This window comes from Thermovibrio sp., assembly GCA_015488335.1.
In the GTDB taxonomy this organism is placed as follows: Bacteria; Aquificota; Aquificia; order Desulfurobacteriales; family Desulfurobacteriaceae; genus Balnearium.
Genome location: WFNZ01000009.1, coordinates 1 through 14,171, shown reverse-complemented (window position 1 = coordinate 14,171; position 14,171 = coordinate 1). Strand labels below are relative to the sequence as shown.

Annotated in this window: 13 protein-coding genes and 1 pseudogene; 10 read left to right on the top strand and 4 right to left on the bottom strand. The window is 41.5% G+C overall.

Annotated elements, in window-relative coordinates:
• From F8H35_RS00950 to folP, 4 genes and pseudogenes are all read right to left on the bottom strand, one after another.
• Positions 1–484, bottom strand: a pseudogene (locus F8H35_RS00950) (phosphoglucosamine mutase); the annotation flags it as partial.
• Positions 453–1,112: a YbbR-like domain-containing protein gene (locus F8H35_RS00945; RefSeq protein WP_472571703.1), complete on the bottom strand. Its 660-nt coding sequence runs from the start codon at positions 1,110–1,112 to the stop codon at positions 453–455. The gene F8H35_RS00945 and the pseudogene F8H35_RS00950, both read right to left, overlap by 32 nt.
• Complete coding sequence (gene cdaA, locus F8H35_RS00940) at positions 1,096–1,908, bottom strand: diadenylate cyclase CdaA (protein ID WP_472571702.1); 813 nt, start codon at positions 1,906–1,908, stop codon at positions 1,096–1,098. Before cdaA ends, F8H35_RS00945 begins: the two co-directional genes overlap by 17 nt.
• On the bottom strand, positions 1,902–3,110 hold the full coding sequence (gene folP, locus F8H35_RS00935) for a dihydropteroate synthase (RefSeq protein ID WP_472571701.1): 1,209 nt from the start codon (positions 3,108–3,110) through the stop codon (positions 1,902–1,904). Before folP ends, cdaA begins: the two co-directional genes overlap by 7 nt.
• Before the next feature lie 52 nt (positions 3,111–3,162).
• Between folP and F8H35_RS00930 the strand changes: the two genes are divergently transcribed.
• The 10 genes from F8H35_RS00930 to F8H35_RS00885 form a co-directional block, all read left to right on the top strand.
• Positions 3,163–5,787 (top strand): CBS domain-containing protein, encoded by a 2,625-nt coding sequence (locus F8H35_RS00930; RefSeq protein ID WP_472571700.1) that lies wholly within the window; start codon positions 3,163–3,165, stop codon positions 5,785–5,787.
• Complete coding sequence (locus F8H35_RS00925) at positions 5,768–6,574, top strand: PDZ domain-containing protein (RefSeq protein ID WP_472571699.1); 807 nt, start codon at positions 5,768–5,770, stop codon at positions 6,572–6,574. The genes F8H35_RS00930 and F8H35_RS00925 overlap by 20 nt, the downstream gene beginning before the upstream one ends.
• 11 nt (positions 6,575–6,585) lie before the next feature.
• Positions 6,586–8,490, top strand: a complete 1,905-nt coding sequence (gene gspD, locus F8H35_RS00920) for a type II secretion system secretin GspD (RefSeq protein WP_472571698.1) — start codon at positions 6,586–6,588, stop codon at positions 8,488–8,490.
• The gene (gene gspE / locus F8H35_RS00915; protein WP_472571697.1) at positions 8,471–10,078 is read left to right on the top strand and encodes a type II secretion system ATPase GspE; all 1,608 of its coding nucleotides are present in this window, start codon (positions 8,471–8,473) and stop codon (positions 10,076–10,078) included. The genes gspD and gspE overlap by 20 nt, the downstream gene beginning before the upstream one ends.
• Complete coding sequence (locus F8H35_RS00910) at positions 10,078–11,286, top strand: type II secretion system F family protein (protein WP_472571696.1); 1,209 nt, start codon at positions 10,078–10,080, stop codon at positions 11,284–11,286. The genes gspE and F8H35_RS00910 overlap by 1 nt, the downstream gene beginning before the upstream one ends.
• A gap of 19 nt (positions 11,287–11,305) precedes the next feature.
• On the top strand, positions 11,306–12,352 hold the full coding sequence (gene pilM, locus F8H35_RS00905) for a type IV pilus assembly protein PilM (protein WP_472571695.1): 1,047 nt from the start codon (positions 11,306–11,308) through the stop codon (positions 12,350–12,352).
• Positions 12,339–12,902 carry a hypothetical protein gene (locus tag F8H35_RS00900; RefSeq protein WP_472571694.1) on the top strand — a complete coding sequence of 188 codons (564 nt, stop codon included), beginning with the start codon at positions 12,339–12,341 and terminating at the stop codon, positions 12,900–12,902. Before pilM ends, F8H35_RS00900 begins: the two co-directional genes overlap by 14 nt.
• Complete coding sequence (locus F8H35_RS00895) at positions 12,886–13,494, top strand: type IV pilus inner membrane component PilO (protein ID WP_472571693.1); 609 nt, start codon at positions 12,886–12,888, stop codon at positions 13,492–13,494. The genes F8H35_RS00900 and F8H35_RS00895 overlap by 17 nt, the downstream gene beginning before the upstream one ends.
• A gap of 2 nt (positions 13,495–13,496) precedes the next feature.
• Positions 13,497–13,940: a hypothetical protein gene (locus tag F8H35_RS00890; protein ID WP_472571692.1), complete on the top strand. Its 444-nt coding sequence runs from the start codon at positions 13,497–13,499 to the stop codon at positions 13,938–13,940.
• A gap of 4 nt (positions 13,941–13,944) precedes the next feature.
• A partial coding sequence (locus F8H35_RS00885; RefSeq protein WP_472571691.1) for a hypothetical protein occupies positions 13,945–14,171 on the top strand: 227 nt, incomplete at its 3' end.

The window sequence follows — 14,171 nt, the reverse complement described above, 5'->3', positions numbered from 1 at the left end:
CAATCAGGTTGTATCCGTCAAAGACCCTTCCAATATCGTCTGGGTTTGCCCTTGGAAGTTCATATTTATTGAAAATTACGAGCTCCAATCCTCCTTCTTCAGCTTCAGAGAATTTCTCCCCTTCCTGGTTAAAAAACTTTAGCCCGTTATACTCGTAAGGATTGTGAGAAGCAGAAATCATTACTCCGCCTGAGAACTCTCCCTTCTCAACAAAGAAAGAGATAGCCGGGGTTGGGACAACTCCAACGTCAACAATGTCAATACCTGTTGCTGTTAAACCGCCTACAAAGGCAGACTTAATCATATCAGACGAAAGCCTTGTGTCCTTTCCTACAACAACTGTATGTTTTTTATCCGGAAACTTTGCATTCAGATACGTCCCATACGCCAGACCGATTTTCTGAACCATTTCGGGAGTAAGTGGATACTTGTTTGCTATTCCTCGTATTCCATCAGTTCCGAAAAGCTTTCTCTTTACTTTCATCTTTCCCCTCCAGGAAAATTTCTACTTTATTGGGTTCAACTCTGTAATTTGACTTGAGTTTTACCTCTAATACTGCAGGAAGTTTTACTTCTGAAACGTCTACCTTCTCTGTTCTTACAGATATTACACAGCCTACCGTATCTTCAGGGAGGGATACAACAGCGTAGTTTGGAATTACTCTTATCTTTACTCCACTCTTAAGACCGGACAGTTCCGGTTTTATGGGAACAGCTTTTTTTATTAGCTTTTCAAGTTTAACTTTTATTTTTTTTGGTTTAAAGTCTTTTATATTAAGGGCAGAATTTGGTAGTGCTATCATCTGCTTTGTCAAGTTTATACTGATCCATCCTTTTGTTTTGTGTATATCTGAAGGAAGGAATACTTTAATCCACCCACCTTCTTTTAATCTGATTATTTCTTTTCTGTATCCTTCAACCTTTAACTTTAAAGACTTTGGTTTATAGTCAACTATTTTATAATCTCCTGTGGGAATTGGTCTGTATTTGAGCACTAATATTGCCTCTGTTGTCTCTTTATTTGTTGCAAGAAACCATAAGAGAAGCGCAAAGACTATAGATAAAATTTTGTAGTGAAAGTTCTTTGTTACAATCTCATATACTTTCCTCATCTATTTTCCTCTTGAGAAGCAGAAACTTTCCTTTCTTTTCGGGAGTTTTTATCAGTAATCCTTTTAGAACTTTTTTCAGTTTTTGGGGATCAAGGTTTTTTATCAACTTTCCACCGTATGAAACGGAAACGTTTCCTGTTTCTTCTGAAACAACTACAGCTACAGCATCTGTTTCCTCTGTTATTCCAATTGCTGCTCTGTGTCTTGTTCCAACAGTTTGGGGAAGGTTGGGATTAAGTGAAAGTGGCAGGAATGCTCCTGCTCTGTAAATTCTATCCTTTCTTATGATTGTTGCTCCATCGTGGAGAGGAGTTCCCGGCCAGAAGATCGTTATGAGGAGCTCCTTGCTCACCTTCCCATCAATGACCGTTCCTGCTTCTGTGTAGTTGTCAATGTCAATTTCCCTCTCTATTACAATGAGAGCTCCAATTCTATCTTCAGACATGGTAGCAGCTGCTCTTACTATTTCCTCAATTACTCTTTCAGCTTCCTCTTCTGAAGAAAATATCCCAAATTTCTGCTCTCCAAGTCTTGCTAAAAGTCGCCTTATCTCTGGCTGGAAAATGACTATAAGTCCAAAAGTTCCAACTGTTATTAAACTGTTAAATAGGAACGAGAGGGTGTACAGATGTAGAGCTTTTGCTACAACTCCTAATATGAGGAAGAGGAGCAAGCCTAAAAGAACCTGAACGGCTCTCGTTTGTGATAGATACCTTAAAACCCAGTAGATAATTACTGCAACAAGGATTATGTCTATAACGTCCCACAGGCTTATGTTGGGGATAAACTCTAACACTGTGCCTCCTCAATAGCTGAGAGGAGCTCTAAAGCTTCTACGGTCTCCTTTACATCGTGGACTCTGACAATCTTAGCTCCGTTCATAGCTCCAACGACGGCGGCCGATATACTTCCCGCCAGCCTCTTTTCTGGGACTTCTACTCCTGTTATTTTCCCTATAAAGCTCTTCCTTGAAGCTCCTATGAGTATTGGCCTTCCTAAAACTTTTAACTCCTTCAACTTTTTCAGAATACACAGGTTGTCAACCAATCTCTTTCCAAAGCCTATTCCCGGGTCAACTATCAGCTGTTCTCTGTCAACTCCTTTTTCTTTAGCTTTTTCAAATACTTCCTGAAAGTAGTCCAATATCTCTCCCATAACGTCTTCGTAGTAGGGATTTTTCTGCATATCTTTCGGCGTTCCTTTTATGTGCATCACAACGGCAGGACACTGAAATTCAGCAACAACTTCTGCCATCCTCTCGTCAAACCTGAAACCGCTTATGTCGTTAACTATGTCTGCTCCAGCCTTCAGAGCCTCTTCTGCAACTCTGCTTTTGTAGGTATCAACCGATATAAAAAAATCGCTTCCTAACTGTTTTCTTATCTCCTCAATTACGGGAACAACCCTTCTCAGCTCCTCCTCTACGGGAACCGGCTCTGAACCTGGGCGAGTTGACTCCCCTCCAACGTCAATAATCTTTGCTCCTTCCTTCAGCATCTCCTCACACCGCTTAACTGCAGCATCAACCCTGTTGAACTTCCCGCCATCTGAAAACGAGTCTGGTGTAACGTTGAGTATTCCCATAACAGTCGGTTTTTTCAGGGAGAGCTCCCTTCCTCTGTATACTATGGAAAACTCCTCTTTCTGATAGCTTTCATAGATTTTCCTCAGCTCTTCACTCAGTTTTTTTAGACCGTAGGGTTGGGCTTTCAGTTTCTCTGTAAGTCTTTTAAGTTCTCTCTCGTTCACCATCAGCAAAACCGTCCAGTTGCCCGGCTTGAAAGCTGAAGCGCTCCTTGGAACGGCACAGTCTCCTCCAACAGATATTGCATCCTGCTTCAGTATGTTTGCCCCCCTCGTGTCAATTCCCTCTATCTCAAACAGGTAGGTTTTCCCTTTCTGATTCAGTATCTTTATTCCTTCAGGTGTGTTCCCTAACTTTTTCAGGTACTCTGAGAGCTCCTTCTTGTTTTTTATCTCCTTAACCCTTACTTTCACTTTAAAATCTCCGCTACATTTAATCACCGAAAATTATACTTTCGGGTGGCGTATGAGAACAGTGATAACTACTCACAAAAACATGGATTTAGATGCCCTTGGAGCAGTTGTGGGCTTGAAGAAACTTTACCCCGATGCCCTTGTTGTTCTTCCAGACACGAAAGGTTCAGAGGTTATTAAACTCCTGAAGGAAAACGTAGACATTTTGGAGTACACTGAAGGGAGCTCCTTCTCCGATTCCATTGACCGCCTCGTAGTTGCAGATACAGATTCCCTTGATAGAATACCTGAGAGCGTTCGTTCCGGTATAACGGAGAAGACGGAAATTATCGTCTTTGACCACCACTCCCGGAAATTTGACCTTCCTGCTGAGATTCACTACAAAGAAGCCGGTTCAACCTCTTCAATCGTCTCTCTTCTTCTGAAGGGCAAGGGAATAGTCCCTTCCCCCTACGAAGCTTCTGTCCTCCTCCTCGGTATCTATGCAGATACCGGATCCTTTACCTACCCATCAACAACACCCTTAGATTTTGTTGCTGCTGCCTACCTTATGGGAGTTGGGGCAGAGATCTCTTTCGTTCGGCGTTATCTTCCCGGAGGCCTTACAGATGCAGAGATTGACGTTCTTAAAGTTTTAAAGGACAACTTGAGAACTGCAGAGATAAACGGAAACTTAATCGGGATAACCTACGGCCGTTTTGACACTTACATCGGGGACGTTTCACACCTAATAAGCAGACTCCTTGAAATAACAGACCTTCCAGCCCTCTTTGGAGTTGTTGAAGTTCAGGGAACGACCTTCATCATCGGCCGCTCCCAGAGCTCCAGAATTGACGTATCAAGAATTGCCGAAAAGTTTGGAGGTGGTGGCCACCCAGAGGCCGCTTCAGCATCTCTTAAAGGGAAAACGGTCTTTGAAGTCCTTGAAGAGCTGAAAAGTGTTCTTCCTGAAACTGTTGAACCCCTGAAAAAAGCCAGGGACGTTATGACATCTCCTCCTATTACAGTTTTGGAAAATGAAACCGTTTCAAATGCCCGACTAATCCTTATGAAGAACAGCATAAATGCTGCCCCTGTTGTAGATAAAAACGGTAGGCTTTTAGGGATTGTTACCAGAGCTCTCCTTGACAGAGCCGTTTACATGGGTCTTGAAGGAGAGAAAGTCTCAGAGGTCATGGAAAGAGATTTCTTAACGGTTTCACCAAGTTCCCCTTTAAACCTTGTTGAGGAGATAATAGTTGATAGACATCAGAGTTTCGTTCCCGTTGTTGAAAACGGGAAACCTGTTGGAGTAATAACCAGAACAGACCTGCTCCTGAATGTTTACAGAAGTGAAATCTCAGAAATTTCTTCCTTCTACAAAAAGCGTCTCTCCTCTTCACCCCACTTTAGGAATATTTCAGAGCTCCTTAAAGGGTTTCTTCCCGAGAACCTCTACAACCTTGTTAGAAAAATTGGTGAGATCGCAGATAGAGTTGGAGTAAACACTTACATAGTTGGAGGATTTGTTAGGGACTTGATTTTAGGTCGGAAGAACTACGACATAGACATAGTTGTTGAAGGAGATGCTACGCTTTTTGCAAAACAGATTGGGAGAGAGCTTGGGGCAAAGGTTCACACCTTTGACCGTTTTAAAACGGCAACTCTCATCTTTCCCAACGGAACACGTATAGACATGGCCTCAGCGAGAACTGAAGTCTACAGAGCTCCCGGTGCATTCCCGGAAGTTGACATGGCTCCCCTGAAGAAAGACCTCTTCCGGCGGGACTTTACTATAAATACCCTTGCCATAAAGATAAACTCTTCAGATTTTGGCCGACTTATAGACTTCTTTGGGGGGTTAAAAGACATAAAAGATAGGAAAATTCGCGTTCTTCATTCTCTCTCCTTCGTTGAGGATCCTACCAGGATACTGAGAGCTCTTCGATTTGCTACCCGCTATCGTTTTGAACTGGGCCGCCATACAGAGAAGCTCCTCAAGATGGCCGTTGAGAGAAAACTCTTTAAGACCGTTGAAGGTCAGAGAATTTACCACGAACTTAAACAGATAATGCTTGAGGAGAATCCTTTGCGAGTTCTTCTAAAGCTTGAGAAATACGGCATACTGAAAGAGCTCTTTCCCGGCATCAACTGGAACCGCCATAAGAAAGACCTCTTTGAAAGGGTGAGGAAACTCGTTAACTGGCATAAACTCACATTTCCAAACCGGGAAACTGATTATCACCTCGTTTACTTTGGAGCTCTCTTCTTTAAAGAGCCCTTAAACAGGTTTGAAGAATATCTTAAAACCCTTGCTTTCCCCCAGAAAGAGACGGAAAGGCTCTTTAAATACTTGAAAGAGCTCCCAAAAACAGTTAGGGCACTCAGAAAAGCTCAAACTCCCAGCCAGATCTACAGAGTCCTTGAGAGAAAGGAGGACGAGTTCCTCCTTCTCCTTGCAGCCGTTTTACCGGAAAAAGAACTTTCCATCCTCAACTTCATGAAGGAGTGGCGCTTTATAAAACCTCTTGTTTCCGGTGAAGACCTTAAAAAACTTGGCCTTAAACCGGGTCCCAGTTTTAAAGACTATCTTAATAAGATAAAATATGCAATCATAGACGGTAAGCTTCCGAAAGATAGGAGAGACGAACAGTTAAGGGTCCTTAAGGAGCTTGTTAATGCAGCAAAAACTTCTTGATTACTTTGAGTTTTTCTCCGTTGCCATTTTAGGTTTTTCTCTTGCCTATTTAATTTCCTCTATCATCTCCCTTAAATTTCCTGATGTTCCTTCTTTCAAACTTATAAACGTTAACTGTTCTTTTCCCTCTTACACTGCCGATTTTATGGTTGCGAAAGAGGGATTCTTTAAACCTCACACCACCCCTAAGCAGATTTCTGTTCCGGTTATGGAGGAGACATTTTCTTTGGGAGAGTACACGCTGAAAGGAACTATCGTCTGTGGAGGTTGTGGTCACAGTATGGCCATTCTTGAGAAGAACGGAAAGTCTAAAATACTCTCCGTTGGAGAGGAGCTCCACGGTTATAAACTGGTTAGGGTCTACCCCGATAGAGTGATTTTCTCAAAAGGTTCAAGGGAAGTTATCCTCGTTCTGAAAAACCTAAAAAAAGTACAAGTAGGTTCTAACACTTCTTCCTTTAGTTCAAGTATAAACTCAACCAACACCTTTACCGTAAGAAGGAATGAGGTTATTAATCAGATATCATCAGGAAATTTTCTCCGTTACATAAACATCGTTCCAGTGAATAACCCTTCGGGTCTTAAAGTAACTTACGTCAGCCCGAGAAGTTTTATCTACAAGTTAGGCATCCGCCCGGGAGACGTTATCCTCTCAATTAACGACGTAAGGATAAAAACCCCAGAGGATTCATTTTCTGCCTTTGAGCAGCTGAAAAACGCTGACTCAATAACTGTTATTGTTCTTAGAAACGGCAAAAAGGTGAAACTCCACTATGAACTGGAATAGGAGAGGTTAAAATGGTCAGGAAACTTATTTCTGCATCCTTAATCTGCCTTGCAGCTCTCTACCCGTCAGTTTCTTTCTCTCAGCAGCCAACATCTGTTCAGGTAAACTTTGAAAACGTTGATATTAAAGATTTTACAAAGGTCGTTAGTCAAGCTGTTGGGAAAGACATAATAGTTCCACCCAACTTAAACGGAAAGATAACAGTTATTTCACCTAAACCGATACCTAAAAGAGAACTTTTCAACCTCTACGTTGCAGCTTTAGATGAGCTTGGATATCAGATTGTTGACTACGGAAGCTACGTCAAAATAGTAAGGAACAGACACGCTGCAAGGGAATCAACTGCTGTTGCAAGAGGAAGACTTGATGGAGGAGATAGAGTTCTTACCTACGTTTACCTTCCCCACCACCTTAACGTTCTGAACCTTCAGGGTCTTGTTAGGAATATGCTATCAGACATAGGCAGGGTGAGTTTTGTAAGGGATGCAAATGCCATAGTTGTAACGGATAAAGAAAAGAACCTCCACAGACTTATGGTTATACTCAATAGACTTGACAGAACTCCTGTTAAACTTCAGATAGCCACCTTTACTCTGAAAAATGCCAACGCAAAAGACGCCGTAAAAGTCCTTTCAGCTGTTCTTGATAGAGGATTTGCTTTTGACATAGCCAGGACTATTCCTATTCCTGGAAGGGACTATTACCACTTTGCCGTAGATGAGAGAACAAATACTGTTTTCTTGGTGGGAACTCCTGCAGTTATAGAGCGGGTTAAGGCCCTCCTTCCCCATATAGATACTCCAGTATCTGTTAAATCGGGTGACATTCACATCGTGAAACTTAAGTACGCTTTTGCAGATGATACAGCAAAAGTTCTTGATTCACTCTTTAAGGGAGTAAACAGCAGAAGGTACGGTCTGACCGGGCCTGTGAAAGTTGTTGCCGATAAGGGCAGTAACTCCCTTATTATCCTTGCGTCCCCTCAGGATTTCTCTGTTGTTAAGGATGTGATTTCTGGTATAGACGTTAAACGGCCTCAGGTTTTTGTTGAGGTTCAGATAGTTGAGATGTCTATGGATAAACTCCTGCAAATGGGAGTTGAATGGAAATTCCTTTCCCGTGGTGAACATGCTCCGTTTGGCGGTAGCCTCTACGGTAACCTTCCCCTCCAGCCCGGCTATCCGTCAGCTTCCCCAGGTCTTCTCCTTGGAATTGCCAAGTGGAGAAACGGGACTCCCGACATAGGGCTTCTCCTCAACGCCTATGCCAAAGAGGGCGGTGTAAACGTTATTGCAACTCCTCAAATTCTTACACTTGATAACGAAGAGGCTGAGATAAATATCTCAAAGGTAATTCCTTACTCTACAGGTCTTAAGTACGATGCCAACAATAACCCTGTTATTTCTTACGACTACAAGGATGTCGGTATAGTCTTAAAGATAACTCCCCATATTACCTCTTCCGGAGAAGTTCGCCTTAAAGTTTACGAGAAGGTTGAAGACGTTGTGGGGTATGCAAACGCAGACCAGACGGCCCCTATAACTTCTAAGAGAGAAGCAAAAACTACTGTTGACGTTCAGGATGGTCAAACCCTTGTTATCGGTGGGCTTATAAAAAGTAAAAAACTCACGACCATTGAAAAAGTTCCTATCCTGGGGAATATTCCTATAGTAGGGAACCTATTTAAAAAGACGGGACATCAGATTGAAAAGACGAATCTCCTCGTCTTCATAACTCCCCACGTTGTCAGGAACCTTAAAGAAGAAAACAGTTTAACGGCATCCAAAATAAAGGCTTACATTAACAATATAAAGAGTATTCAGGAATCAAGGAAGGGAATATTCTCAGACTTTAAGGGATTTGGAAAGTTTGAACTAAATCGGGAGACAGGATTTAATGTTAAGAACCTTAACTGAAAGTGAGTTTATAGATAGACTAATATCTTCAGGGCTTATCCCTGATAGGAGTTATTCCTCTTTTAAGCAAGTTTCCGGTATTCTTAAGTGGAACCTGCCAGAAGTTGAGGAAATTTTCAGAAAGAGCGGTTTTGCGTTTTACAGGGAGCTCCCCTCTACCATCAGTGAGGAACTGCTCCAGAAAGTTCCTCTCCAGATACTTAAAAAAGAGCGCCTTATTCCCCTTTCCGAGGATGAGAACAGCGTTACTGTAGCGACCGATAACCCTTTTAACTACGAGGGATTAAAAAAACTTGAGTGGTTTTTCTCAAAACCTGTAAGGCCGGTTGTTGTTCCTTTTGATGAGATTACAAACTTCTTCTCTTCTGGAGATTTGACTTCGGAGGAGGCCAGGGTACAGGAGTCCTACGGCGAGGACCTCCTTACCGTTGAGGAAGAAGCTCCGGCAGTCCAGTTTATTAATGAAATTCTGACCCTTGCAGTTAGAGTTCGTGCCAGCGATATCCACTTTGAACCTTTTAGAGACAGGATGAGGGTAAGGCTCAGAGTTGACGGCGTTTTGAAAACGGTGAGGGAGCTCCCCGCCTCAAAAGTTCCGCCTGTTATTTCAAGGCTCAAAATTATGGCAAACCTTGATATAGCAGAAAAACGCCTCCCTCAAGATGGTCGGATAATGGTTCGCCTGGGGGGGAAAGAAATTGACATCAGGGTTTCAACCCTACCTACCTACTTTGGTGAAAGGGTAGTTTTAAGGCTTCTGTCAAAGGAGAGCATCCTCTACTCAACAAAAGAGCTGGGACTTCTGCCTGACGACTATCAGATCTTCTCACAGCTTATCAAAACACCTCACGGAATTATCCTGGTTACTGGCCCAACCGGTTCTGGCAAAACTACCACTTTGTATGCAGCCCTTTCAGAGATCAACAGAGAAGAGATAAACATAATTACCGTTGAGGACCCTGTAGAGTATCAGCTTGAAGGTATCTCCCAGGTTCAGGTAAGACCGGAAATTGGTCTTACCTTTGCAAGCGCTTTAAGGAGCATACTGAGGCAGGATCCAGACGTAATAATGGTTGGAGAGATACGGGACAGAGAGACTGCAGAGATAGCAACTCAGGCAGCTTTAACCGGACATTTAGTATTTTCAACTCTCCATACAAACGACGCTCCCTCTTCTATAACCAGGCTTATTGATATGGGAATAGAACCTTTCCTTGTTGCATCGTCAGTAATCGGTGTTGTAGCCCAGAGGCTTGTAAGGAAGGTCTGCCCCTACTGTAAAGAGCCATATACTCCTACACCTCAAGAGCTGAAAGATTTAGGTCTTACCGATTTTACCGGCAGTTTTTATAGAGGAAGAGGATGTGAACACTGTATGGGAACAGGATATTTGGGTAGAACGGCTATTTACGAAATATTGAGCCTTGACAAAGAGGTAAAGCGACTCATCCTTGAAGGTCGCGATAGCGATGAGATAAAGGAATTCGCAGTTTCAAGAGGCATGAGAACCCTTAGACAGGATGGTGCTCAGAAGGTGAAGATGGGAATAACAACTCCAGAAGAAGTCCTTAGAGTTACGAGAGGATAATGGCTGTCTTCTCTTACAGAGCTTTAGACAGTAATGGCAGAGAGGTGAGGGGAGTAGTTGAGGCTCCTACGAAGAGCAGCGCCTATGTTATCCTTAAGAGTAAAGGCATTTACCCGATAGATCTCTACGAAGAGAGAACGGAAGAGTCAGAGAGTTTTTTCTTTAAACTCCTCAAGAAAACTCCTTCTCCTTCTGAGCTTACCCTCTTTTTCAGGACACTTTCCACACTGTTAGATTCGGGCATTCCCATAGTTGATGCTGTAAACTCCTTTACAGAGGGAGAAGAAAAGGAGCATCTGAGGGTCTTTTACAAAAAGTTAGTAGATAGTCTTAAGGAAGGACTTTCTTTTACAGAGTCCCTTAAAAGAGCTGGAGTAAAAGATCCGGTTATCTTAGCCCTTGTATCTTCAGGAGAGCGTTCTGCCCTCCTATCCAAAAACCTCATTATGGCAGCAGAGCTCCTTGAAAGACGTGAATCTATAAAAGAGAAAGTTCTGCAGGCTTTGATCTATCCATCAGTTCTTTTAACTGTGGCCTTTGGTGTTGTTGTCTTTATGCTTGTTACTGTAATTCCGAAAGTTAAGGCCATTTACAGCACGGCAAAGATAGAGCTCCCCCTCTCAACCCGCTTTCTTCTCTTTGTTAGCTCGTTCATTCTTAAGTATTACTTTGTCCTGTTGGTTTTCGTTATAGCCCTATTCGTTTTCCTTCTTTACTTCTCCCGAAGAGAGAAAGAGCGGTTAGATGCCGTTAAACTGAAACTTCCTCTAATAGGGAAGCTCTTTTGCTACGCTGAACTTGTAAAATTCTTTACAACCTTTGGAGACCTCCTCTCTGCCGGAGTTCCTGCAGTTGAAGCTTTTAAAACAGCCACGGAGACAGTTATAAACCTTAATCTAAAGCAGAGTTTTCTCAAGAATATTCCTGACTTTGAGAGAGGAGTTCCCTTTTACCAGATCCTCTCAAGGATAACTTACGTTCCAGGAGTTGCTGTCCAGCTAATAAAAGCGGGGGAAAATTCCGGTAACTTATCCCAGATGAGCCTAAGAGTAGCAAAGTTTTTGGAGAATGAGCTGAACTTTAAAATAAAAAACTTGACTTCACTTTTGGAGCCTGCTACCATGCTAATTGTGGGTGTTGTTATTGGTTTTATAGTTTACGCTTTGCTTCTCCCTATTCTGAGTATTAGCACTATTAAAGTTTTTTAAGAATTATGGGGTGTGATTAATGGGGTGGTTGGTAAAGTTCTTTAAAGGTTCGGATTACTTGGTTCCCGCTCTTGATGTAGGTACTTCCTCTCTAAAGTTGGTTCAATCTGAGAGGAAAGGAAATAAGTATAAAGTGAAAATATTTGGGAAAAAAGAGTATAGAGAGCAGGTATTTGCTGGAGTTGAAGTAATTGATGAGTTTGAGTTGGTTGATACAATTAGAGAGCTCTACAAGGAACTCTCTATAAAAGATAAAGAGGTAATAGTTCACATTCCCCTTTCTGCTTGTTTTTACAGCGTTATCAGTATACCTTCTTCAAAAAATCCAGAAGAAGCAGTAATAGACTATATGAAGAGCATAATAAACCCTGAAGAATTTTCTCTTGTAAATATAGATTACAAAATTCTTCCAGTTTCAATAGAGAAAGGGAATGTAGATATAGCCATTGCTGCGATAAGGAAAGATTTTCTTGAAAGCCGAATAAAAATTCTTCAGGAAGCAGGGCTTATCCCTGTCGTTATAGACATAGAACCGGCTGCCATAAACAACCAGTTTTATCTCAATAACCCGGAAAAGACAGTTTCCCCAGTCTGTTTAGTTGATATAGGAGCATCCTTTACCAAAGTCCTTGTCTCTTTCGGCGGTTATCCTTACATCACCAGGAATGTAGAGATAGGTGGTCAGGCCATAAACGAACAACTCCAGAGAGAGTTTATGCTCAGCTCTCAAGACGTGGAGCTCCTTAAGAAAGGAGAAACCGTTAAAGACATTACCTACGACGATGCTTTCAGTGTTATAAAGAAAGTTCTAAGGAAGATAGCTACAGAGGTAATGTGGACAATAGATAACTTTAAAGATCGTTTCAACCTTGAAGTTGAATCTATTTACCTCTATGGAGGTTCTGCGAAACTAAAGGGTATTGTGGATTTTCTCGGGGAACTCTCCGGTTTAGAGGTGAGTAGAGGTAATCCGTTAGGTTTTTCCGGTATTTTTGGTAACGAAGAGTTTGACGTTGCATCAGGACTAAGTATCAGATATAAGGGTGACGAAAATGCTAAGGTTTAACTTTGCAGAAACCAAAGAATCAACGTACTCTAAGTATCTTAAGCCCGATTTGATTTTCTTCTTCCTAATTATTCTCTTTGTTATTATCGGAACTTACCTCTACACGGCTACGCTAAAACAGGAAATAAAAAATGCTCAACTGGAGATAAACAGTCTCAATGGGGAAATAAAGAGATTGCATCGGATCCAGAGAACTGAGAAAGAACTTATTTCACGGAAGAAGGAGCTTCAGAGAAAGCTTGATGTGGTTTCTCTCCTTGATAAAAGGAGAAAAGTCCCCGCTTTTCTCTACTTTTTCGCAGATCCTAACAACGTTAAAGATATCTGGATAGATTCCCTTGAGTACTCCGGAAATCAACTAAAGTTGACAGGTGGAACTTTCAGTATCAAGAAGTTTCCATACTTTTTAAAGATATCAGAAGAAAACCTTGGTAATATTCTGTTCCGAAAAACTTTTAGACAGACTTACGAGAACAGAGAGTTAAACTATAAAGTAGTTTACTACAAATTTAACTTTGGCCTGGAGCTAAAGAATGGAACAGCTCATTAGCCTTTATGAAAGATGGCTTCATGTTCCTCGCTGGCAGAAATGGATACTCATTCTGATCTTTGGTTTTCTGCTAACAGCTCTTATTTATTATTTCCAGATATTGCCTCTTAAGGAGGAGCTGAACAGAAAAAATAAGGAAATAGAGTCACTTACTCTTACAGTTAACAGGCTTAAAATTGTGGAGAAAAGGAGACAACTTCTCGTTAAGGAGCTTGAAAGCCTTAACAAGCAGATAGAACAGATAGAGAGCAGATTACCTACTGGAAAAGAAGATGTTAGTCAAATAATAAAATCAATAACGGATGCCGACAGCGGTATGGTTGTAAAGCTTATAGAGAGACAGAAAGAAAAGAGGCATAGGTACTACATAGAATTTCCCTATAAAGTTGAGCTTATAGGAAACTACCCCGATTTTATAAAGTGGTGTGAGAAACTTTCAAAGGCAAATAGGATAATCAATTTTGGTGACATGAAGATAGAGTCTATCTATTCATTAAAGAGAGACTGGCAGAAAAGCCAGAGAAATTTTATTCCAAGGGGTTCTACTATTAAAGCAACTCTGAAAATAAAAGCGTTTACTCTGACGGAGTAGATATGAGGCTGTTAATCTCTGTCTCACTGATTTTACTGCTGAGCAATCTTGCTTATTCTCAGAAGGTAGAGAGTATAAGGATGGTTGACCCTTTTATTAATCCTATAAAAGTAGAAGAAGAAAAGCTTAAAAAACTTAAAGAACAGAGGGAGAAGCTTAGTAAAGAAGGGAAAAAGCATGTTGTAAATCTTTTTAAACCGGCAATTCCCAAACCTCTGGATGATTTGAGTATTCAGGGAGTTATAAGTTCGGCTAAGGGTTATCTCCTCATTGTTCTTGATCCAGAAACTGGGGAAACCTACATGCTGAGGGAAGGAGATGCTGTTTCTCCATCTGAAAAAATTGTAAAGATAACTCCTAAAAAAGTTGTTATAGTGCGCTACTTTTACAAAAGAGGTAAGCTCTTAAAGAGCTACGAAACCTTAAATGTAAATTCGGAGGGATAACATAATGTTGAGGAAAGTTCTTCCCTTGGTTCTGGCCTTCTCTTCTCTTTCTTATGCAGGTCAGCTTAAAAGTGTTGATTTCCTCTATTCTTCAGAATCGGCAGGTGGTATTAATAGAAATTTTTTAGAGATAGACCTGGTCCAGAATGGTTGCTCCGTTGTTCCAGAGAAAGATAGGGGGAGTAAAATAGTCGTTAAACTTAGAAACTGCCAGTTAGATAAACCATATAT

Excerpts from the sequence above, each read along its gene's own strand:
- F8H35_RS00945 (WP_472571703.1), bottom strand. The coding sequence starts at position 1,112 with ATGAGGAAAGTATATGAGATTGTAACAAAGAACTTTCACTACAAAATT.
- F8H35_RS00930 (WP_472571700.1), top strand. The coding sequence starts at position 3,163 with ATGAGAACAGTGATAACTACTCACAAAAACATGGATTTAGATGCCCTT.
- F8H35_RS00925 (WP_472571699.1), top strand. The coding sequence starts at position 5,768 with ATGCAGCAAAAACTTCTTGATTACTTTGAGTTTTTCTCCGTTGCCATT.
- gspD (WP_472571698.1), top strand. The coding sequence starts at position 6,586 with ATGGTCAGGAAACTTATTTCTGCATCCTTAATCTGCCTTGCAGCTCTC.
- gspE (WP_472571697.1), top strand. The coding sequence starts at position 8,471 with ATGTTAAGAACCTTAACTGAAAGTGAGTTTATAGATAGACTAATATCT.
- F8H35_RS00910 (WP_472571696.1), top strand. The coding sequence starts at position 10,078 with ATGGCTGTCTTCTCTTACAGAGCTTTAGACAGTAATGGCAGAGAGGTG.
- pilM (WP_472571695.1), top strand. The coding sequence starts at position 11,306 with ATGGGGTGGTTGGTAAAGTTCTTTAAAGGTTCGGATTACTTGGTTCCC.
- F8H35_RS00900 (WP_472571694.1), top strand. The coding sequence starts at position 12,339 with ATGCTAAGGTTTAACTTTGCAGAAACCAAAGAATCAACGTACTCTAAG.
- F8H35_RS00895 (WP_472571693.1), top strand. The coding sequence starts at position 12,886 with ATGGAACAGCTCATTAGCCTTTATGAAAGATGGCTTCATGTTCCTCGC.
- F8H35_RS00890 (WP_472571692.1), top strand. The coding sequence starts at position 13,497 with ATGAGGCTGTTAATCTCTGTCTCACTGATTTTACTGCTGAGCAATCTT.